At 64.2% G+C, this 23,185-nt stretch carries 13 protein-coding genes; all 13 read left to right on the top strand.

The features are described from left to right. Nucleotides 1-29: 29 nt before the first annotated feature. The 13 genes from ACP93_RS10165 to ACP93_RS10215 all read left to right on the top strand — a co-directional run bounded on the left by ACP93_RS10165 (nucleotide 30) and on the right by ACP93_RS10215 (nucleotide 23,183). Nucleotides 30-11,630 (top strand): DUF6531 domain-containing protein, encoded by an 11,601-nt coding sequence (locus ACP93_RS10165; protein WP_053069728.1) that lies wholly within the window; start codon nucleotides 30-32, stop codon nucleotides 11,628-11,630. Next, a complete protein-coding gene (locus tag ACP93_RS21740; RefSeq protein WP_131721609.1) occupies nucleotides 11,631-12,881 on the top strand; it encodes a hypothetical protein in 1,251 nt (416 codons plus the stop codon). Further along, nucleotides 12,871-13,278 carry a hypothetical protein gene (locus ACP93_RS21745; RefSeq protein ID WP_131721610.1) on the top strand — a complete coding sequence of 136 codons (408 nt, stop codon included), beginning with the start codon at nucleotides 12,871-12,873 and terminating at the stop codon, nucleotides 13,276-13,278. Before ACP93_RS21740 ends, ACP93_RS21745 begins: the two co-directional genes overlap by 11 nt. 739 nt (nucleotides 13,279-14,017) lie before the next feature. Then, the gene (locus ACP93_RS10170; protein ID WP_048490567.1) at nucleotides 14,018-15,169 is read left to right on the top strand and encodes a tetratricopeptide repeat protein; all 1,152 of its coding nucleotides are present in this window, start codon (nucleotides 14,018-14,020) and stop codon (nucleotides 15,167-15,169) included. Between the two features lie 9 nt (nucleotides 15,170-15,178). Next, the gene (locus ACP93_RS10175; RefSeq protein ID WP_048490568.1) at nucleotides 15,179-15,442 is read left to right on the top strand and encodes a flagellar biosynthetic protein FliQ; all 264 of its coding nucleotides are present in this window, start codon (nucleotides 15,179-15,181) and stop codon (nucleotides 15,440-15,442) included. Between the two features lie 2 nt (nucleotides 15,443-15,444). Further along, nucleotides 15,445-16,215: a flagellar biosynthetic protein FliR gene (locus ACP93_RS10180; protein ID WP_048490569.1), complete on the top strand. Its 771-nt coding sequence runs from the start codon at nucleotides 15,445-15,447 to the stop codon at nucleotides 16,213-16,215. Continuing rightward, nucleotides 16,215-17,282, top strand: coding sequence for an EscU/YscU/HrcU family type III secretion system export apparatus switch protein (locus ACP93_RS10185; RefSeq protein WP_048490570.1), 1,068 nt, complete (start codon nucleotides 16,215-16,217; stop codon nucleotides 17,280-17,282). The genes ACP93_RS10180 and ACP93_RS10185 overlap by 1 nt, the downstream gene beginning before the upstream one ends. Continuing rightward, nucleotides 17,279-19,336 carry a flagellar biosynthesis protein FlhA gene (locus ACP93_RS10190; protein WP_048490571.1) on the top strand — a complete coding sequence of 686 codons (2,058 nt, stop codon included), beginning with the start codon at nucleotides 17,279-17,281 and terminating at the stop codon, nucleotides 19,334-19,336. The genes ACP93_RS10185 and ACP93_RS10190 overlap by 4 nt, the downstream gene beginning before the upstream one ends. Next, on the top strand, nucleotides 19,333-20,001 hold the full coding sequence (locus tag ACP93_RS10195; protein WP_048490572.1) for a flagellar hook-basal body protein: 669 nt from the start codon (nucleotides 19,333-19,335) through the stop codon (nucleotides 19,999-20,001). The genes ACP93_RS10190 and ACP93_RS10195 overlap by 4 nt, the downstream gene beginning before the upstream one ends. A gap of 12 nt (nucleotides 20,002-20,013) precedes the next feature. After that, nucleotides 20,014-20,781, top strand: a complete 768-nt coding sequence (locus ACP93_RS10200; RefSeq protein ID WP_048490573.1) for a flagellar hook-basal body protein — start codon at nucleotides 20,014-20,016, stop codon at nucleotides 20,779-20,781. After that, nucleotides 20,781-21,488 (top strand): flagella basal body P-ring formation protein FlgA, encoded by a 708-nt coding sequence (locus ACP93_RS10205; protein WP_048490574.1) that lies wholly within the window; start codon nucleotides 20,781-20,783, stop codon nucleotides 21,486-21,488. The genes ACP93_RS10200 and ACP93_RS10205 overlap by 1 nt, the downstream gene beginning before the upstream one ends. A 19-nt stretch (nucleotides 21,489-21,507) precedes the next feature. Continuing rightward, nucleotides 21,508-22,068 carry a flagellar basal body L-ring protein FlgH gene (locus ACP93_RS10210; protein WP_228136002.1) on the top strand — a complete coding sequence of 187 codons (561 nt, stop codon included), beginning with the start codon at nucleotides 21,508-21,510 and terminating at the stop codon, nucleotides 22,066-22,068. After that, nucleotides 22,065-23,183 (top strand): flagellar basal body P-ring protein FlgI, encoded by a 1,119-nt coding sequence (locus ACP93_RS10215; RefSeq protein ID WP_053069730.1) that lies wholly within the window; start codon nucleotides 22,065-22,067, stop codon nucleotides 23,181-23,183. The genes ACP93_RS10210 and ACP93_RS10215 overlap by 4 nt, the downstream gene beginning before the upstream one ends. Nucleotides 23,184-23,185 lie beyond the last annotated feature (2 nt).

A 23,185-nucleotide genomic window follows, 5' to 3' on the forward strand; every position in this document is an offset into this window, starting at 1 on the left:
CCCTTCCGATCAACCAAGGAGCGATTCACATGGTGGCTGTCTTCACGGGAAATGGGCTGGGTCTGTTCGACAGCTCGCTGTCCAAGCTGGGTTCCGCAAACGGCGGGGCGGCAGGCCTGGGGCGTGGACAGGATCGGCAGTTCATCAATGTGGCCAACGGCAACCTGGTGCTGCAGGGGCGCGACGAGTTCCTGAATTTCCGTGGACTGCCCATCTCGATGGTGCGCACCTACAACAGCTTCGGCCAGGTGTCGGACACGGGCAATGACGGCTGGGTGACCGGCTTCGAGCGGCGCGTGGAACTGGTCGGGACGCTGGGCGCCAGCGACAGCAAGGTCCGCCTGCAAATGGGCGATGGCCAGTCCGTCGAGTTCCTCTACGACGCCAACAGCCAGACCTACCAGACCACGGCGGGTAGTGGGGCGAAGGACAGCATCGCCTGGGACGCCAGCGCCAAGACCTGGACCTACACCGAGGGCAGCACCCGGCAGCAGGAGGTGTATGCGGACCACGCCGACAGCCAGTTGCGCGGGCGTCTGCTGAAGATTGTCTCTACCACCACCGATGCGGCGGCGCCGGCGGAATTCGATCTCGTCTACGACAGCGCCGGCCATGTCACCGAGGTGCGGGCCGCCAACGGATCGCAGGCCGGCGATGCCATGCTGTTCGCCTACGATGCGCAAGGCCGGCTGACCGGCCTGTCCACGCGCGAGAGTGGCGTGGTCCTGACCCAGGCGATGTATGAATACGATGCACTGGGCAGATTGACCGCGGTGGTCACCGATCTGACCCCCGGCGACGCCACGGACAATACCTGGGACGAGACCACCCTCGCCAACAACGACGGCCTGCGCTTCCGCACCGAATACACCTATGCGGGCGACAGCCTGCGCATCGCCAGCGTGCGCCAGAGCGATGGCTTCCTCGTCAGCTACGACTACTACGCCGACGGCAAGGTCAAGAGCGTCCTCTATGGCGCAGGCGACCAAGCGCAGAAGACCAGCTTCTCCTACGACGCATCGACGCTCACCACGCAGGTGACCGACGGCAACGGCCAGTCCTGGAGCTACCAATACGACAGCGCCGGCCGCCTGGTGCAGCAGGCGGGTCCGGCGGTCGATGGCTTGCGCGACCTGACGACTTACAGCTACGACGCCGCGGGCAACCTGCTGCAGAGCAAGCAGACGCGTGGCGGCGACGTGCTGGCGCGGGTGGACAATCTCTACGACGACCGCGGCAACCGCCTGTGGCAATGGGACGGCGAGGGGCGCGGCACGCTGCGGGTCTACAGCGCCACCAACCAGATATTGAGCGAAACCACCTACACCCACGCCGATGTCGGCAGGACGGGGGTGCAAGAGAACTTCGTCAATACCAAGACCAACTACATCTATGACGAGCGCGACCGCGTCCGCTTCATCGTCACGTCCTACGGCGGGGTGACCGAGATCCAGTACGCGACCTCGGGCAACGGCATCGGGCAGAAAAGCGCAGTCATCACCTACAACGGCGGAAACGGCTTTGCGCAGTACACCGGGTCGCTGGCTTCGCCGACCGTGGCGGATCTGGCGCAGTGGGCGCAGGACCATAAAGCAATCGGCAACACCACCACCTACGCCTACGACGCGCGTGGGCAGCTGGCGCAGGAAGTGCAGTACCAAAGTGTGGATGCGTCGGGCGTCGGCGTGTTGAACGTCTTTGCACGAATCACCCGCTACACGTACGACGCGCAAGGATTGCTGCGTCAGCAGGTGGTCGTGCACGGCGACACCCGCTCCGCTGACCCCACGGCCGCCGTCGATCCGCTCAGCGAAATCACCGACTACGTCTACGACGGCATGGGCCGCCTGCTGAGCACGCTGCGTCGCGGCTCCGCTGCCACCGCGGACCTGGCCAAGAGCGATCCTGCCGCCTACGACGCGATGACGCTGCAGACGACGTACTTCTATGCCGACTCCGCGCACCAGACCCGGATCACCTCCGATGCCGGCGTGGTCAGCACCACGACCCGTAACGATCAGGGGCAGGTGATCTCGACCAGCGAAGCCGGGCTGAGTAACGGCGTAGTGGAGACGCATGTTAGCCAGAACTTCTACGATGCGCTCGGGCGGCTGCGTGCGACTCAGGATCCCATGGGTGGGAGGCAGTACTTCTTCTACGACGCGAAGGGGCGGCTGGCCGCGACGGTGGACGCGACCGGCGCTGTGTCCGTCAACGCCTACGATGGGGCCGATCGGCGCATTCTGTCCACCGCCTATGCCAACCGCGTCGATACGTCGCAATGGCTGAGCGATGGCAAGGTCGTCCCGCAGCAGGTGGCGCAGATCGGAATCGTCGCGGACGCGGCCAACGATCGTTCGACGCAGTCCAGTTACGACGACAGTGGGCTGCTGATCGGTCAGATCGACGGCGACGGTAAAGTGCTGAGCTATCAGTACGATGGCAAGCGCCAGCTGATCCGGATGACCCAGGGTACCGGGGACGATGCGCGGGTGACGCGCTACTTCTACGATGCCCTCGGCAATCTGGAGGGGACCCTCGATCCCGAGGGCTATCTGGTCCGGCGGATCAACACCTACTACGGCCAGACGATCCATGAGATCCGGCACGCCACCAAGGTCGATCCCGCGCTTCGCGAAAAGGAACTGATGAGTGATCTGATTCCGCCGAGTTCTACGGCGGATCAAAAGACCACGTACTACTACATCGGCCAGGGGACCGTCGCCGGCATCCTCGACAGCGAAGGCTACCTGACCCGCTTCATCGAGAGGAACGATACCAATACCAAGATCGTCCAGATCGCCAAGCTGCCGGTCGCCGAGTCCTATCGGGAAACCAGCTTCGCGAGCGCATGGAGTGCCATGCTCACGTCGGCACCGCCGACGCAGACGATGACGTACCGCGCGGAGCGTCGTAACCAGCTGGGACAGCTCGTTTCGGTCGAGACCAACAACGCCAACGTTGCGGCGGATGCGAAGGTCACGCAGCGCTATGTCTATGACGACGCTGGCCGCCTGCAGTCGACCTCGTTGCAGGACGTGAACGGAACGAAGGGCTTGTCGTTCCAGCGCTACGACGCGTTCGGCAACGTGGTCCTCGAAATCGGTGCGCGCGGCGCATCGTGGCTGCGGACTGACTCGAGTCCAGAATCCATGCAGATGGTCATCGACTATCTCGGGACGACGAACAAATATGACGCTGCGGGGCGCTTGATCGAAACCACCGCCCCAGGCGGTGCCAAGACATGGTACTTCCGTGATGCCAACGGGCGCCTGCGCTACACGGTGAGCGGCGTCGCCGACGCCGCGGGCGTGGCCAATGCGCAGGGCGAAGTCGTGGAACTGCGCTACGACGCGTTCGGCGATGTCAGCGAGAAGATCGCCTATGGGCAGCGGGTGACCTTGCAGACGCCGGGAAGCCGCGATAGCGCCTCGCAGGCGCTCGGCGTACTGAGCTACGCCGCCTCCCGTGATGTCCACCAGACCTGGTCCTACAGCAAGGCCGGCAAGGTGTTGTCGCAGGTCGATACGCTGGGCACGCTCACGCGCTACCAGTACAACCAGTTCGGCGAGCTGGTGGATACCCAGAGAGCGCCCGGTACGGCGCTGGAGACCAAGGCCCACTCCACCTACGACAAGCGCGGGCTGTTGACCAGCCAGGTCGAGGACGCCGGCAGCGGCAAGTTGAACCTCACCAAGACCTTCCAGTACGACGCCTTTGGCCGCGTGGTCGCAGAGGTCGATCCGCGCGGGAACACCGTGTTGCACAGCTACGATCGCCTGGGACGGGAAGTCGCGACCACGCGCGTCGTCGGCGGGGTCGGTGCGACCACCACCATCGCCTATGACGGTTTGTCGCGCATTACCCGGCAGACGGACCCGATGGGCAACGTCACCACCTACATCTACGACGACACGATCAATTCGGTCAAGGCGACCTCGGCCGAAGGACGTGTCACCGAGACGCGTCGCGATTCCCAGGGGCGTATCGTCAGCGTCACCGGCGTGGACAACCACTCCTATACGTATGACGAGGATGGGCGCGTCATCTCCGACAACGACCCCAAGCTCGGGGAGATCACCTACACCTACGATGGCCGCGGTCGGCTCACTCAGCAGCAAGGGCGCGGCAAGACCACTACCTACAGCTACGATGACCAGGGCCGTCTGACGCAGACGACCGTGGACCCCGCCGATGCATCCGGTGGCTCGGATCACCTGGCGCTGACCACGTCCTACAGCTACGACGCGCTGGGCAGAAACGTCAGGACCGTCGATGCCTCGGGTCGCGTGACGGCGATGCAGTACGATGCCGCCGGACATCTCGTGGAGACCATCCAGGATCCGGATGGGCTGGCGCTGCGGACCACCTACACCTGGGATGCACTGGGGCATCAGTTGTCGGTGACGCAGGGTGCCGGTACGACGGACGCGCGGACCACAGCCTACGCCTACGATGCGGCTGGGCGCCGGGTCAGCGAGACCGTCGCGCCGGGAAGTCTCAATCTGGTGACCACCTACAGCTACGACAGCAACGGCAACGTCGTCGCCAAGACCGATCCCGCGGGCCGGGTCCAGCGCTTCGTCTACGACGAGGCCAATCATGTGGTGTTCGCCGTGGATGCCGCTGGTGGCGTCGTCCGCAACTACTACGATGCTGCCGGGCGCGTGGTCGCGTCGCGGCGGTATGCGCAGGCGATCGACCTATCGGGCGCTTCGCTCGCCGTCAGCTTCGCCTATGTCGATGGCAAAGTGCAGCGCAACGATGCCAAGGACATTCAGACGTTCAACGTCTTCGGCAAAGACGGCTATCTGAACTACACGGTCGATGGCGTGGGCGCCGTTCGATCCTTCAAATACGACACGGCTGGTCGCCTGTTCAAAACGCGCGATCTGGCAACTGCTGTTTCTCTGTCCGACGACCTGCGGGCGAAACTGCAGTCAGGCGTGGCCGATGCATTGGCCCTCGGCCTGGTCGAGAACGACGGCAAAGACAAGATCACCTGGAGCGTCTACGACGGCAATGGCCGTTTGGCCTATACGTTTGATGGCACGGGGGCGTTCTCCCAGTACCTCTATGACACTGCGGGTAGGGTGAAGGCGTTCCGCCAGTTCGACAACAGATTCTCCCCAGACAAGGCGCTGGATGGATCGACTGAAACCGGAGCGCAATACGCAAGCTATAGGGATTTCTTCGATTCCGGTAAAGCAGATGTCGCAACGCTGGACAAGTTCGTCGATTGGCAGCGGTATCTCTGGGAGGGGCGATTCAAGGAGTCGACCTATCACTACGACGGCGCTGGCCGAATTAAGTATGAGGTCGACAAGGTTGGTGCCGGTTCCGATGGTGGTGGTGGTGCAGTTGAATATGTTTATGACGGCTCCGGCAACGTCGTTGACAAGATCGAGTATGGGAAGATCCTGGCTAGCTGGGGAATGCCTACATTTGCGGAGTGGGACAATGGGCAGATATCCAGCAGCATCAACGGAAGCAACTGGAATGATCTGCCCGCCTCGCCGGACCGGCACACCTACGCGTTGTTCGACGCGGCAGGGCGCAAGGTCTATACGATCGATGAAGGCGGTCGCATCGACCAATCCATCTACAACAGCGCTGGCGATGTCGTAGAGATCCGTACGTTCTCCAAGAAGAACGACGCAGCACCAGGAACCCTGGAAGCGCTGTCCACGGCGCTGCAGGGCGTCGACTTCGTCACGAACAAGATCCAATATGATGCCGCAGGCAGGGCTGTCGCCAAGACCGACGGACTCAATCACTCCGAACTGCTGACCTACGACGGTGCCGGATTGGTGACGAGCCGGCAGGACCGCAACGGCAATGTCTGGACCTATCAGTACGATGCTGCGGGTCGGCGCATCGCCGAAATCGCGCCGCCGACGGATGTGGCGTCCGCTGCGAAGGACGGAAGCGTGTCGACGGTGCGCCGTGCGGTCGTCACGCGTACGTTCTATGACGCGCAGGGCAATGTCATCGCCCGCTACGAAGACGCCGACAGCGGTGCGCCGCGCATCACGCGCTACGAGTATGACAACCGCGGGCATCAGATCCGGACCATCTTCCCCGATGCCGGCGTCCTGCAGGCCGACGGCACGATCGCGCCATCCGGCGTCCATCCGACCGTCGAAGTGACCTACGATGCCATGGGGCGCGCGGTCATGCAGAAGGACGTGCGCGGCAACTACACCTACAAGGCTTACGACGAGCGTGGGCTGCTCGTCTACGATGTCGATCAGAATGGCGGCGTCACCGGCTACGGCTATGACGCGCTGGGCAATCAGGTCATCCTCACGCGCTTTGCAAACACGATCGCGTTGCCCGCAGGGCAGGTGGCCAGTAGCTTCGATATCGCTAGCCGCATCACTGTTTCGGCCGACCTGGATCGCACGGTCTATACCGAATACAACATGGGCGGTTACAAGGCCAACGTCTTCACCCTTCCCGCCGGGACGCATCCACAGACGGATGGCAAGAACTTCTACTATGCGCTAGGTAACGCGGTGACGCGGACCGCATACCGATATGACGTCTTCGGTAACGTCGTGAAGCAGTCTGTGCTGTTGCGTCAGGATCAGGGGAGCTACGATCAGGACCTGGGAAGCGGTATCTGGGCGAGCAGCTACAACTACTACGACGGAGATAACCGCAAGATTGCGTCCGTCGACGCGGAGCGCTATCTCACCACCTACGCCTATTCGGCAAAAGGCGAGCTGATCGAGCAGGTCGAGTACACCCAGCCGGTACAGGAAGAAATATCCCTGGCACCCCCCCCCGCACCGGCCACGCCGGTGGAGGGAACGACAGTCTGGAATCGCCGTACCACCTGGAGCTACGACGCCGCTGGCCGCAAGATCAGCGAGTCGGTCGATCGCTACCTGCCTCAGGGTTCGCCAGCGGACATTGGTGCGACGCAGGCACCGTCGTCCGTCAGTACCTTCGCGTACGACGCAGAGGGTCACCTGCAGCAGTCCACCGTGAACGGCGCGACGGTGAACATGACCTACGACGCCTCGGGCAAGGTGACCTCTACCAAGGAAGGCGCCCGCAATGTCGTGGCGACCGGTGCCGGCTCAGCGCTGGCGACCGGTAATTTCGCCGATCTCGATGACGTCGCGCTGTATCAGTCTGCTTCGCCGTATACGCGGATGTGGTACGACGCCTTCGGCAATCTGGTGCAGTCGCGGGCGTATGCGCTCGGCTTGCGCGCGGGCGATGCGGCGCCGCAGGAGTCCAGCGCCGATGCCGTGCAGAGCTTCGGCTACGACCGGCAAGGACGCAACGTATGGGAACGCACCGCCTCCGGTGCAGTGAAGACCCGCACGTTCGATGCCGCGGACCGCGTCCTGTCGGAAACCTATCGCCTGGACGGCAACGACGGCCGCTGGGCCGACATCGCCACGTCTTACACCTACGATGCGGTGGGCCGCCAGCTGACCACGCAGACGGCACGCCAGAACTTCGTTGGCGGAGCGGCTGTCGGCGTACAGATCGATGCCAGCGAGCAGGTTCAATACAACTCCTTCGGCGAGATCGCACACAAGCGCTCGGCGATCGGGGCGTCGAACCAGGTCGCCGACTATGCCGAGCACTACACCTACGATGCCTATGGACGCCTGCTGAGTTCCAATGCCGGCGATGGCGTGGTGCGGACGTACAGCTACGATGCGGCAGGCCGGCAGATCAGCGAGCAACATGCGGTCACGCCGGCTTCCGGCAGTGCAGCCATCGTGGTCACGACCGTCAACACCTTCGACAATCTTGGGCGCATGATTCGCCAGGATCGCCCGGGACTTGATGCGGGTACCACCGTCAGCACTAGCCAGAGTTACGATCGCTCGGGCAATGTCGTGTCCAGCACGGATGCACGCGGCGCAACGACCTACTACGATTACAACGAGCTCAATCAGGTCGTATTCGAGGCTCGCCCCGGGGTTAAGGTCGTCAGCGCCAGCGGCGAAGAGGCCATGCGGTGGCCGCAGACATCCTGGTACTACGATGCCGCCGGCCGCCTCATCGCCACCCGCGATGCCAATGGCAACGTCCGCCGCTACGAGTACGAGAACGGCCTGCTCAAACGCCAGATCGATGGCACCGGCAGCGTCATCAAGTTCGCCTACGACGCGCTGGGGCGGCAAATCCTCGCGCAGGATCCGATGGGCCGCATCACCCGGCGCGACTACAATGGCGCCGGCCAGATCGTCGCGTTCAGTGACACCACCGCAGGCGGCAACAGCTACACCTGGGCGCCGTTGGAACGCCATACCCTGGACCAGAATGGCAACCGGCTCACGGTGACCGATGCTCAGGGCAAGACGGTTTCCAACGACTACGACAGCAAGGGACGCCTACTGCGGACGCGGTCCGCGGAAGGCGTGGCCATGGCCTACGCGTACGATGTCCACGGCAACAAGATCCGCGAGACCAATGCCCTGGCCGACTTCAGCCTTGCTGGCGGCAGCGGCGGTTCGGCATCGATCACCGACCGCGACGGCGAGCAGGTGCGGCTCAACGAGCAGACCTGGGATTACGACTACTTCAATCGCGTGGTCGACCACAACGACCTGAGTGGTGACGACTACAACTACGTCTACGATGCGGCGAGTGGGCAGTTGCTGTCGCAGTCGGTCGACAACGGCCAAGGCCAAAGCACGCAAACCGCCACCACGCAAAGCGCCAGCGGCTCCGACGGGCAGGATGGCGAGCCGCCCGCCCCGCCGACCACGGTCAGCACCCAGGGCACGCGCAACTACAAGTACGCGGCCAATGGCCTGCTGCTGGAGGTGTCCGAGCAGACCTCGTCCGGTACGACCAACCGGACCCGCTACGACTACGACGCCAACGGCAACCGGACCCTGGAAGAGACCCAGGCCACCGACGCCAGCGGCCGCCCCCTGCACCTGCGCACCATCATCACCTACGACGCGCACAACCGCATCGAGGGCATCGTCCAGGACGACCTGGTCGATGGCCGGCGCATGCTGGATACGCGGTACAGCTACGACGCGGTCGGCAACCGGCGCCGCATCGAGGTCGGCAGTTTCTACAATCCCGCGGGCGAGCAGCCGCTCAACGCCGGTTTCGAGGACGGCGACCGCAACTGGATCCTGGGCGAGAGCTGGAGCATCCGCCAGGAGACCGATGGCGGGCAGGCCTACACCGGCACCTGGGGTGCGCGCTTCGACGGCACCAGGAACGGGCCGCAGAGCATCGTCAACAAGAAGCGCATCGCCGTCCTGCCTGGGCAGACCGCGACCGCCAGCGTGCAGGTTCAACAGGGCGCCTCTTCCGCCGGCGATGCCGCCGCGCGCGTACTGATCATCTGGTACGACGGCGACGGCAACATGCTGCCCGGTGGCGAGGACAAGTCGTGGTCGGCCGGCAACCTGATCGACAGCGGCTCCAACGGCGAATGGAAGAAGTCGTCGGTGACGGTGAAGGTGCCAGCCGGCGCGGCCTACATGGGCATCGGGGCGAGTGCCAAGAAGAACCCGGGCGCCGCGCTGAACGTGGATGACTTCACCTGGGGCCTGACTTCCGACGGCACAGGCAGCACGCTGCCCACCCAGACCTACTGGTACGACTACGACGCCGAGAACCGGATGACGGTGAGCAACGGCGCGTTGGTGAACGGGCAGATCGTCGCCTCTACCGAGGACGTGAGCTTCGCCCAGAACTACGATGCCGCCGGCAACGTGGCCACGCGCAGCTTCTACGACAACGGCACGCTCAAGCGCCAGCAGATGGTCTATGACGCGCGCGGGCACCTGACCCAGGTGCTGCAGCAGATGCCGGACAACGTCTGGCGGGTGCTGGAGACCAGCAGTTACGACGGCAACGGGCGGGTGCTGGAGCGGCGCACGTACGACGACACCGGCGCGCCCAAGCACATCGACGTCAGCCAGTACGACGGCGATGGCCGCCTGATCGCGCAGCAGGCCTACGGTCGCCCGCTCAACGACTCGGGCAACGGCTCGGCGCCGGCCGACGGCTACGAAGGCCTGACCCTGCTGAGCACGGTGACCTACCAGCAACAGGGTGATACCAGCATCGGCTACGACACGGCCGGCCGGCTGCGCGGCTACCGCTACACGTTGCTGCACAACGAGAAGAGCAGCGGCGTGTCCTCCGACGAGGGCTACACCCACACCTACCGCAACAGCTACATCGGCCGCGATGGCTACCTGCAGCAGGTGGTGAGCGGCAGCAGCAGCAACAGCAAGTTCAAGACCAGCAACAGCACCAGCAGCTACGACGACTGGGGGCGGTTGCTGGCAGTGCGCGAGCAGACCCCCGGCAGCAAGATCGACGACCGGGTGCGCTACTTCGGGCTGGATCAGAACGGCAACATCCTGCGCCGCACCGAGGGCACCATCAAGAACGGTGCCTTCACCCAGGACGATGCGGCGGTGCTGCGCACGCAGGTCTATGCCTACGTCAATGGGCAGAACGTGGCGTCCGGTCGTTACGACGGCAAGGTGGACGTACTCGGCCGGACCTCGGCCTACGACGTCAACGAGACCGGCACGACCAAGGCCACGGTGCAGGCCGGCGACACGCTGCGCAGCCTGGCGCAGCGCCTGTATGGCAACGCCAACCTGTGGTACGTGCTGGCCGATGCCAATGCGCTGGATGACGACAGCGGCCTGGTGGTCGGCGCGACGCTGACGGTGCCGGACGTGACCAGTTCGGCCAACGACGCGCGCACCTTCAAGCCGTTCAACGCCAGCGAGGCGGTGGGCTCGACCAGCCCGGAACTGCCGTATATCCAGCCGCCGAGCAGCCACGGCTGCGGCTCGCTGGCGACGATCATCATGGTCGCCGTGGCGGTGGTGGTGACGGTGTATACGGCGGGTGCGGCGCTGGGTAGCGTAGCTTCGACGGCGGGTGGTGCGACCGCGGCAACGGCTGCAGGCGTCAGCACCGCGGCGGGCATGACGGCCGGGGCAACGCTCAGTGCGGGCGCCGGCGTGCTGGCCGGCACCTACGGCACGACGGCCGCGATCGTCGGTGGCGCAGCAGGCGCGTTCGCCGGTAGCGTGGCGAGCCAGGGCGTGGGCAGCGCGATGGGCGCGACCAGCTTCAGCTGGCGCAACGTGGCGGCCAGCACGGTGGCCGGCGCAGTGACGGCCGGGTTCGGCGCGGCGACCAGCGGTGCTGCAGCGCTATCCAACCCGGTGGTACAGGCGATGGCGACAGGAGCGGTGGGCAACCTCAGCACTTACGCTGCCAACCAACTGGTCGGCAACGATGTCGGGTTCAGCTGGCGCAGCGTGGCCGCCAGCGTCGTCAGCGCAGCGATCACGGCGGAGGTTGTTCCCGCGCTGGGTTCAGCACTCCAGATCGACCCGAACTCGATGCCGGGCGATCTGTTGGCTGGCATCACCGGCGGTGTGGTGAGTGCGCATGTGCGTCAAGGCCTGGTCGGCGGTGGTGTGGACTACGGCGCGATCGCTGCTGATGCGTTCGGCAATGCGTTGGCTAATGCGGCTGGACGTTCCGCGAGTGCTGCCACAGCTGTGGTTGATGGGAGAGATTTCCGAAGCCGCTATCCATATGCGCTGGCATCGCTTGACGGTGGCGGAACTGCAATCACCGATCTGGATCCGATCTAGGTGAGCCTGCATCGCGACGCAGTGACGGGCGACTGGGACAGCGCGGTATGGAATGCGGAGAACCGGCGTTGGATCACCTCATCGCAGGTGATGTTGAACGTCGGTCGTTCCTCGCGCGAGCAGACGGTCGAGGCGTGGAGTCGTCCTCCGGCCAGTTGGACCAATGGCTACGGTGCTGGGGTGGATGCGCGTGCTTGGCAGATGTCGCGTATGCAGCCGCAGCCGCAAGCGCCAAAGACCTATGGCTTCCCGGGGATTGGCATCACATCGGGTCTGAACACGCTGGTCGACGCCTACAACGCACGTAGCTTGCAAAGCCGCGCCATGCTCTCTGAGATGGGCTTGCCGTTTACTGACAAGACGCTGGGGCAGACCGAGATCGGGCAGCGGTACCTGGATGCAGCGACGGTCCAACTGCCGCATATCAGTGGCGAGGGCATCGTCAGAGGCCTCGTGGGTGGGTTAGTGCCAAATGTGCATGCTTGGGCGGAGAATGGGTACGCGATGCCGGACTCGCCGCTGGACCTGACGGTGGGTCAATGGAAGGGCGGCATCAATCTCCTCAGCGACAGTGCCGAAGGCTTCGTGAACATGTCGTCGGCCGGAAAGCTGACGCAGGTGCTGACTGGCTATCGGATGGACCTGCCGCGGTTCGATATCCCGGCCGATCAGCAGATGGGCGCGACAATGTTCGATGTGGGCATGGCGGTCGTCAGTGTGCTTGCGCCTGAGGCACGTCTGGGACAAGCTGCTAAACTCAATGCGGCCGCTGCTGAAGGTGCAAGCAGAGTGGCGCTTGTGGATTTTTCTTCGGGTGAAATCCCGCCTGGATTTTACAGGGCAGATCCACGGCAGCTCAGATTTACTCAGTCCGATGCATCGCCCAACTTCATTGATCCCGTTACAAAGCGACCCATTGGAACAATCACTAGTTTGGTGGATGACCTGCGTGCGGGTAGAATAACATCTGATGAGGTTGGTAAGCCTTTGCAGGTTGTTATTTATGAGAGGAATCCGTTTTCGACTGATAATAGGCGTTTGGCTGCGTTTAATGCTGCAGGAGTCCAAGATGTTTCGATCGAGATCGTGAGTCTCAAGGATTCTGCAGTTGCAGCACGGTTCTTCAATCGCTTCGATCCGATTCGTGGAGAGGGCTACAACATTGTGATCACGCCAACTTCGGGGCGCGTTTCAGCGCAAACGTTGTTACGTGATAGAGGATTAATTAAGGGGGTACAGCTTGGAAATTGATGGGAAAATTAACCTGAGTCCTGCGGATTTTGATTTTTGCCCTGCTTGGAGATATGACGAGGACAGTGATCTCTTCTTTCCCGTAAGATGCGAGCAGGAGTTGCCTGAGCTTGCTCGGGATTTGAGCATTCGTGCTCAATTTATCGGGCCGACCGGAGAGCAGTTTGAGGGTTATATCGTGGGCGTGGATAGAGTATTTTCTATAGGGCTTTTTTGTGACGGTTGCGTTTTTTACGTCAACAAAAACATGCCAGGCGCATCTAAAGAGCAAATAGATAATTTTTTGCTAATGATGGGGAGGTCTCTCGATTTTTATTCAATGTTTCCATTGAGTTTTGAAACGCGCTGGGGAAATGAGATTTTTTCGAATTTTTCAGGAATTTTTTCTATGCAATAAAGTTTGTAGAGTGTTGATTAGAGGTGATGCCTCTGCATACTCGATAGGCCAAGCGAAATCTTCTGAAAGAACGCGAAGCCCTAACGATGCATCCGCGGGGCTTCGATCTTTAGGACGACGGATTTGCCAAAGCGCCAGCCGATTGCCATTAACAGATCCGGTTCTGGCCGCCTTCGCGGCTATCGCGATACACTGCTGTATAAAATAGAAAGGCAACGGCATGTCCTCCGATGAGGAGCGCTCACATCGACCTTAATGGCTGCCTAAAACGCGACAACTGTCTGCCTCAGCGCACAGCATCAAAAGCTAAGTCCAAAACTTGCCACAGCGTCGGATCAAAAAAGCGGGCATCATTTAATAACATTTTTTTGAGGCGCCCATCACATTAATGTGCCATGTGCAAGCGCCCAGCCATCCATTCCGGGTTCTGCTTGCCAAGACGCGCTGCGCCCAACGGCCAAAAGTGCAACCTTTATAGCAGAGTGCGGATCTACCATACTCGCGTGGCCATTCGTCAAGCTCTTCTTCACGATCGCTTGACAGGCATCCCGGTATGGGCTGTAAAGTGGCCGCGTTGTCAGGGGGGACACGCCGAAGACTTCATCAATGACACGCATCGTCCGCGAAGGCGCGCTGCGTGATGGCGTTGATGTGCTTGCGGGTCTTGGCGTTTCAGGAATTGCCAGTTGTCGTGCCGTCCACAGGACGGGCGCAGCTGTTTGTCGCATGGATGTAACAGATGTCGTCGATCGATCGACTTGGCGCGTTTCTGGCACAGGACCCCGCCAACCCGCTGCTTGCGTGCCAGCTGTGCGATGCGCTGATCGCGGCCGGGCAGGTTGCGGCTGCGGATCGGGTGCTGGCGCAGTTGCCGGACGCCAGCCGGGACGATCCCGGCGTCGCCTTTCGTAGCGCGCGGGTCGACCTGCTGAGTGGGCGCTATGGGTCCGCCGAAGCGACCTTGCGGACACTGATACAGCGCACGCCTGCGCCAGCCATCGCGCATGACATCGCCTTTGCGCAGCTCTGCCAACGCGATCTTGTCGGTGCGACCGCCACCTTGGCCGAGGCGAGGCAGCTTCACGGACCCTCGGCCGATTTCGCTGTGTTGGCCGCGCGCGTTGCGTTGATGCAGCACGACGAGGCGGCTGCCGATGCGGCGCTGGACGAGGCGTTGCAGCTCGATCCCGGCCACGCCACGGCGTTGGGCCTGCGCGCGTTGGCGCAGTTGGACGCCGACCGTCCGCAGCAGGCATGGGACACCGCGGTTGCTTGCCTGGCCGAGTACCCGGATCAGCACGAGGCGCTGCTGACGATCGGCAGCGTGCGTCTTTATCATCAAGATGCCGACCGAGCGGCGGCCGACTTCGAACGCGCGCTCGCGCGCTTCCCGCATTCCGGCCGTGCGCTGTCCGGGTTGGGCCAAGCGTGCATGCTGCAAGGAAACCTGGAACGTGCCCGCGCCTTGTTGGAGGCCGCCACGCGTGCGATGCCCGATCACATCGGGACATGGCATGCGTTGGGCTGGCTGCAATTGTTGAGTGGAGAGCGCAGCGAAGCCGAGAGCAGCTACCGCCAGGCTTACGCACTGGATCGCAATTTTGCCGAATCTCACGGCGGGTTGGCGGTAGTGGCGTTGCTGGAAGGGCGCGAGGAAGGCGAGGCCCTGATGCGCATCGCGCTGCGGCTGGATCCGCGCAGCATCAGCGGGCGCTATGCGCGCACGCTGTGGCTGCAAGACCGCGGCGATGCGGCGACCGCGGCGGCGGAGTTTGCCGTCCTGGTCGCTGAAGGCGCGCTGGCCGGCGCGATCGAGGTGCCCGACGCGGATCCGGCGCAGATGGCCATGCGCCTGCGCGCCCGTCTGTCGGCGCCGCGGCACGCTGGCTGAGGGGCAAGGATGGACGCCGATACCGCCATGCAACTGCTGGCCGAGACGCTGCTTGCCGCGGCCAAGGTGTCCGCGCCGATCCTGCTGGTGACGCTGGTGGTTGGGCTGCTGATCTCGATCCTGCAGGTGGTGACGCAGGTGCAGGAGATGACCCTCACCTTCATCCCCAAGCTGATCGCCGTCGGCGTGGTGGTCGTGATGTTGGGAAGCTGGATGATCCTGACCTCGGTCGAGCTGGCCAAGCGCATGTTCGACATCGCCGCGAGCATGTGAGCATGGACGCGATCGCCGCCCTGGCCGTGTTGTTCGGATTCGCCTCGCTGCGCTATCTGCCGCTGACCGTGCTCCCGGGGTTGTCTCCGCTGTCCTGGGCGCCGCTGTTGGTGCGGATTGTGGTGATGCTGGCGTTCGCGTGGTTGACCGTGTTGTCGTTGCCCGATGGGCAGGTGTTGCCGTTGCTGCATCAGCCCTTGCTGCTCCTGCTTGCGGCGTTGGGAGAGCTGTTGCTGGGCGGCGTCTTCGGCCTGGCGTTCCTGCTTCCCAATGGCGCCTTGCACAAGAGCGGGTGGCTGCTGGACATGCAGGCCGGACTCAGCGCCGGTGCGCTGCTCAATCCCGGATCGGGCGACACCCAGGAATCCCTGCTCGGTCACGCCTTGATGCTCGCGGCGACCGTACTGTTCTTCGCCCTCAATCTGCATCTGGTGTTGTTCAAGGCGGTAGCGTCGAGCGTGCAGCTCATTCCGTTGGGACGGGTGACCCGGCCGCTGAATCCCGATGCGCTGCTGGCCATGCTGGGGAGCAGCTTCGTGGGTGGGCTGGCCGTGGTGGCGCCGGTGGTACTGGGCCTGTTTTGCGTCGATGTGGCGGTGGGGTATGCATCCAGGTCGATGCCGCAGGCCAACATCTATTTCCTGGCACTGCCGCTCAAGGTCGCGGTGGCGATGGGCTTGCTGGCGTTGACGCTGGCCTATGCGCCAGCGTTGATCGGCCGGCTGTTCGCACAGGCCATCGATGCAGTGCCGACCGTATTGGGAGCGCCGTGATGGCCGGCGACCAGGACAAGACCGAGCAGCCGACCCAGCATCGCCTGGAGGAAGCGCGGAACAAGGGCGAGGTGGCGAAAAGCAGCGACATGGTCGGCATGGTGGGATTGATCGCCTTTGCATTGACGCTGATGCTGACCGTGCGCTCGATCGCGGTCGCGCTGACGCAGGCAACCGAGCGCACCCTGCTGTTGGCCGGTACCCGCCCGATCATCGGGTCGGGGCTGTTCCGCTGGCTGGAGGGAACCTACTTCGGCCTGCTGCAGGCAGTGATGCCGATGGTGCTGGCCCTGCTGGTGGTGGGCGTGGTCGCCAACCTCGTGCAGACCGGGCCGATCCTCACCGCCTTCCCGCTGAAGCCTAGCGCCCAGCGGCTGAATCCGGCGACGACGGTCAAGCGGCTGTTCTCGATGCGTAGCCTGTGGGAACTGGGCAAGCTCGTGGTGAAGTTGCTGTTGCTGGCGTTGATCGCCTATGCGGCGGCGAAGGCCGCGGCTAGCTTCGTCGGCCGTATCGCGTTGAGTCCGGTCACAGACCTGCCGGAGCGGCTGAAGGACGGCTTCTGGACGACCTCGCTCTATCTGTTGTCGGCGCTGCTGGTGGTGGCGTTCGCCGACCTGCTGTTCGTGCGCAAGGATCATGGCAAGCGCATGCGCATGAGCCGCCGCGAAGTCCGCGACGATGCCAAGCGCCGCGACGGCGATCCGGAGGTCAAGTCGCGGCAACGGCGGCAGATCCGCGAGTTGTTGAAGAAGGTGCGTGCGTTGCCGCGTGCGGCCGATGCCGACGTGATCCTGACCAATCCCACGCACTACGCGGTCGCGGTGAAGTACCGTCCGCGCAGCATGCGCGCGCCGGTGGTGCTGGCCAAGGGCCGCGGCTTCATGGCCGCGCGCGTCCGCGGGGTCGGAACGCGTGCGGGCGTGCCGGTCATTCGCGTTCCGGCGCTGGCACGCGCGCTGTACCGCGCCTGCGACATCGATGCGCCGGTGCCCGAGGATCTCTACGGGCAACTGGCGCCGATCTATCGGCAGCTGTACGCGCAAGGCCTGGGGAAGGCGGCATGAAGGAGCTGCTGGCGCCGCTGCTGCAGGACAAGCGCGACCTGGCCCTGGTGGGCTTGGTCGTGGGCGTGCTCATGGTGCTGTTCGTGCCGGTGCCGTCGGTGGTGCTGGATCTGCTGTTGATCATCAACATCAGCCTGGCGCTACTGATCCTGCTGGTGACTTTCTTCACCGAGTCGCCGCTCAACTTCTCCACGTTCCCGACCTTGCTGCTGCTGGCGACGATGTTCCGCCTGGCACTGAATGTGTCGGCCACACGCCTGATCCTCGATGGCGCCGATGCTGGCCGCGTCATCGCCGCGATCGGCTCGTTCGTGATCCGCGGCAACTACGTCGTGGGCATCGTGGTGTTCCTGATCCTGGTGGTGGTGCAGTACGTGGTGGTCACCACCGGCGCGCAGCGTGTCGCCGAGGTGGCCGCACGTTTCACCCTGGACAGCATGCCCGGCAAGCAGATGAGCATCGACGCCGACATGAACATGGGGCTCATCGACGAGCACGAGGCGCGCCGGCGTCGCAAGCAGATCGAGAAGGAAGCCAATTTCTACGGCGCGATGGACGGCGCGACCAAGTTCGTCAAGGGCGACGCCATCGCCGGCATCGTCATCGTCCTGATCAACATCGTCGGCGGTCTGGCGATCGGCATCGCGCAGATGGGGATGCCGTGGACGGAGGCGGTGCAGCGCTTCACCCTGCTGACGGTGGGCGACGGTATCGTCACGCAGATCCCCTCCCTGGTCATCGCGGTGGCGACCGGCATCATCATCACCCGCGCCGCTGCCGATGCCCGGCTGGGCGCGGAGATCCCGCGCCAGGTCCTGTCCAACCCGAAGGCCTTGTTGGTGGTCGGGGCGGCGTTGCTGATGGTCCTGCTGCTGCCAGGCTTTCCCAAGTGGCCGGTGCTGCTGGTGCTGGCCGGTATCGCAGTGCTGATCAGGTTCAGCCGCAACAAGGAGCCAATGGCGGCGACCGAACCCGAAGAAGAGGCCGTCCCCGCCGCGCAGGACGATCTGCAGCAGGCGATGCGGGTCGAGCCGGTCGAGATCAGGCTGGGCGGCGCAGTGCATGAAATGCTGTTGGGGCCGGCCGGCGACTTCGCCGAGCGCATCGCCAGTCTGCGCAAACAGGTGGCGATGGATCTGGGATTCGTGTTGCCCAAGGTACAGACCAGCCTGCGCCAGGAACTGGATGCCGGCGGCTACGAGTTCCATCTCGAAGGCAACCGGGTGGCGCACGGCGTCCTGTATCCGGACCGGGTGCTGGCGATCAATCCCGGCGGCATCAAGACCAAGCTGGACGGGCTGGAAACACGCGACCCGGCCTACGGTCTTCCGGCCCTGTGGATCCAGCCCGAGCAGCGGCAGAGCGCGCGTACCGCGGGCTACACGCTGGTGGAGCCGGACACCGTGCTGATCACCCATCTCAACGAGTTGGTGAAGATGCACAGCCCGGAGCTGCTCAGCCGTACCGAAACCGAGCGCCTGATGGCGCGGATGGGCGAGCGCGGCACGGCGATGCTCAACGAGTTGGTGCCTGCCGTGCTCACCTATTCGGATATCCAGAAGACCCTGCAGATGCTGCTGCGCGAGCAGGTCAGCATTCGCAACCTCGAAGCGATCATCGAAGTGCTGCTCGATTGCGGCCGCACCATGAAGGCGCCGGCCGAACTGGCCGAACGCGTGCGCGAGCGACTGGGCGCAACCATCTGCCAGCGCTATGTGGACCCGCGCGGCGAACTGAACGTGCTGACCCTGGAGCCTGGCATCGAGCGGGCCTTGATGGGCAACCAGCGGGCGACGGAAGGGCGCGCTTCGCTGTTCAACGACATGGCGGAACTGGACGGTTTCGTGCGCCAGCTCTCGCGCTCCGCCGAAACGATGATGGGACGGAGCCTGCAGCCGGTGCTGCTGTGCCCATCGCCGCTGCGGCGTCCGTTGCGCGCCTTGATCCAGCGATCGCTGCCGCACGTCGCCGTGCTCGGTCTGAACGAGATCCCCTCCACCACCATGGTCCGCTCGTTCGCGGCCGTGGGCACTTCCTTGCAGGCGGCCGCATGAGCGACGCGATCAATGCCATCAGCCGCAGCCTGAATGCGGATGTCGAAGGCCTCACTGCCATCAGTCGGAACGTGGCCAACATCAATACGCCGGGTTACCAGTCGGTGCGCGGCGTTCCGGATTTCGCCACCGTTTCGGGGATGCGCGGCGCGCTGCAACTGAGCGACGGGCCATTGAAGGAAACGCAGCGCGGTCTCGATCTGGCCTTGCGCGGCAATGGCTTTTTCGTGGTGCAGGACGGAGAGCAGCGGGTGCTGACGCGGTCGGGCTCGTTCGTCCGTTCGGCGGACGGCATGCTGGTGACGCGCGACGGCATGCCGGTCCTCACCGACAGCGGCCCGTTGACGTTGCCGCAGGGCGACATCCGCGTAGAGCGCGATGGCGCAGTCTGGAGCGGCGACCAGTCGCTCGGGCGCCTGCTGCTGGTGGACGTCGCCGATGCCGGCCGGTTGCTGCCCGCGGCCGGTGGCTACCGTTACGACGGGGCGCTGCAGGACTGGAACGGCACCGTCGAGCAGGGCGCGGTCGAGCAATCGAATGTCGATGCCGCGGAGCAGACATTGCAGCTGATCGAACTGACGCGCCATGCCGAATCCGTGCAACGCGTGATTTCTCTCTACGACAAGGTGCTCGATGTGGGCATCAACCGCGTCGGCGACAACTAACAGGGCACTCTCATGATCGATGCGCTTTATATCTCGTCCAGCGGCCTGCGCAGCCAGCAGCAGCAGATCGACGTCATTTCCAACAATGTCGCCAACATGCAGACGCCCGGCTTCAAGCGTGGGCGGGTGAACTTCGCCGAAATCGCCAATGTGCCGATGGCTGGCGAGAGCATCGACCAGGCGGCCATGCTGCATGGCGGCGGCACGCGGGTCATGTCCACGACCATGGAGTTCGGCGCGGGTGCGATGCAGCCCACCCGCAACACCTTGGACGTGGCCATCGACGGGAGCGGCTTCTTCGAACTCGAAAATGCCAATGGCGAACGTTTCTACACTCGCTCGGGCCAATTCCGGCTGGACGCGCAGGGCTATCTGACGGCGGTCAACGGCATGCGGTTGGCACCTGGCATCCAGGTCCCCAGCGGCGCGTCCGATCTGTTGATTTCCAGCGCGGGCGAAGTCAGTGCGACGTTGGAGGGAGCGCAAGAACGCAGCGTGCTGGGCACCATCGATCTGGTGACCTTCGCCTCCACCGAAGGGCTGAGCGCATATGGCGACAACGTATTCCAGGCCAGTAGCCGTTCCGGGGAGCCGATCGTCGCCACGGCAGGCGTGGATGGCGCGGGCAAGTTGCAGCAGGGCTATCTGGAGTCCGCAAACGTCGACATGATCGACGAAATGACCGGGCTGGTGCTGGCGCAGCGTGCGTATCAGCTGAATGCGCGCGTGCTGCAGGCATCCGATCAGGTGCTGGAAACCATCAACAACCTGCGCCGCTGATGACCCGTTTCGTGCTCCTGCTATTGGCGGTATGCCCGATGTGGGCGATCGCTGCGACGACGACCCTGGCCCCGGAGCGTCTGGTCGAGTGCGCCAGTGCCTACCTGCACGGTCTGCCGTCGTCGGTGGCCGGGCAGTTGGAGCTGGAACCGAGCGCGCCGGTCGAATCGCATCTCGACGCGGAGCCTGCCGCGGTCACGCTCGAGGCTGGCACGATCGCAGGCGCGTGGCCGCGGGCACGGGTCGGCGTGCCGGTACGGATCCTGGTCGATGGCAAGACGCAGCAGACCAGAATGGTGTGGTTCTCGGCGAAATGGTGGGCGCAGGTGCCGGTCTATGCGGACCGCTACGCCAAGGGCACGGCGTATGGCTCGCTGGCGACCCGATCCGCCCGCGTGAATGTCGCGGGCCTGGCCCAGCGCGGCCCGACCATGGCGGACGCGGCATCCGCTGCCGCACTGCGCCTGCGGCGCGAAGTGCGCGCGGGCGACGTGGTGCTGGCATCGGATTTCCAGCAGCCGCGTACGGTGGAGCAGCGCGAGCGCGTGATGTTGCGGCTGACCCAGGGGGCGGTGGTAGTACGCATGCCGGCGCTGGCCATCGATGGCGGTCAAGCCGGCGAATTGATCGCCGTGGTGCCGGAGGGCGCACACGACGCGGTCAAGGCGCGCGTCGTGGCGCGAGGGGAGGTGGCGATTGAACGCTGAACGTATGTGGTCCCGGGCAGTGCCGCTGCTGCTGGCGTTCGGTATGGCGCATGCGGCCATCGCCCAGGAAAGCCTGATCAATCCCGATACCTACCGCGGCATCGCCTCGGATCGGCGTGCCTACCGGGTGGGCGACATCCTGACGGTCAATGTGCTCGAGGCTGCGCGTGCGCGGTCCAGCGCCGCGACCGATGCCGGATCGGACGTGCGGGTGAGCGGTACGGCGGGCAACAATGCCTATCGCGGCGCATTCGATGCGAGCCTGGCTGGCGGTACCAAGGGCAGCGGCGAAACCTCCCGCGTCGGCGAGCTTCGGACCCAGCTGTCGGTTCGGGTCACGGCGGTGCTTCCCGACGGGTCGCTGGCGGTCGAAGGCGAGCAGTCGCTGACCATCAACAAGGAAGACCAGCACATCGTGCTGAGCGGCATCGTGCGACCCGACGATATTCTTTCGGACAATACGGTCTGGTCGCATCGCCTGGCAAACGCGCATGTGCAGTTCGACGGAAAGGGCGCGGTGGCCGAATCGCAGCGGCAGAGCATGGTGTACCGGGTGCTGAAATGGCTGAGGGTGCTATGAAATTCCTGCATCCGTTCGTCCTGCTTGTCGGCATGTTCGCCGGCGCTGCGTCGGCGACTGAAAGCCATGAAGTCAAAGTCAAGGACGTGGCCCGTATCGCCGGCGTCCGCGAAAATCCGCTGACCGGGTATGGACTGGTGTTCGGACTGTCCGGCTCAGGCGACTCTCCGCGCAACCGCGCGACGGTGCAGTCGGTCGCCAATACGCTGCGCAACTTCGGGGTGGCGGTCGAGCTGAACGATCTGTCCAGCCGCAACGTTGCGGCCGTGCTGGTGACCGCGAAGTTGCCGGCGTTCGCGGAGCCGGGTCAACCGCTGGACGTGCAGGTGTCCTCGGCCGGCGATGCGCGCAGCCTAACCGGTGGCACGCTCATGCTCGCGCCGCTGTCCGGCCCGGACGGCAAGGTCTATGCGATCGCGCAGGGCGCGATCTCCGTCGGCGGCTACCAGTTCGAGGCCGTCACCGCCTCGGTGCAGAAGAACCATCCGACCGTGGGCTGGATCCCCTCGGGTGCGACCGTCGAACGCGCGGCGCCGCTGGATGTTGCCGGTCAGCCCGGCACGCTCAGCGTGCTGCTGGAAGAAGCCGATTTCACCACCGCCAACCGCATCGCCGAGGCGATCACGCGCACGGTGCCGGGCGCGACCGCCACGGCAGAGCACGCGGGCAAGGTGGTCGTCCGCTTCCGCGACGATGGCAACCGCGTTGCGCGGATCTCACAGGTCGAGAACGTCCGCGTGGCGCGAGAGCGGCCGGCACGCGTGGTCATCAATGAACGCACCGGCACCGTCGTGGCGGGAGGCGATATCCGGGTGGGCCAGGTCAGCATCTCGCATGGAGACCTGCGCGTGGAGATCGCGACGCACTACAGCGTCTCCCAGCCGGATGGCCTGCTGGTCCGCCCGGGTCCGGGCATCCGCAGCGTGCTGGTGCCCGAAAGCGAGATCAAGACCGAGGAGGGCGTTGCGCCGGTAGTGAAGATCGCCGAAGGCGCCACGGTCGCCGAGCTGATCTCGGCGCTGCGCGCGGTGAAGCTCTCCACCCGCGACGTGATCGCGGTACTGCAGTCCATCAAGTCGGCGGGCGCGCTCGACGGCGAACTGGTCATTCAATAGGA

The organism is Xanthomonas sp. NCPPB 1128 (genome assembly GCF_001043115.1).
In the GTDB taxonomy this organism is placed as follows: domain Bacteria; phylum Pseudomonadota; class Gammaproteobacteria; order Xanthomonadales; family Xanthomonadaceae; genus Xanthomonas_A.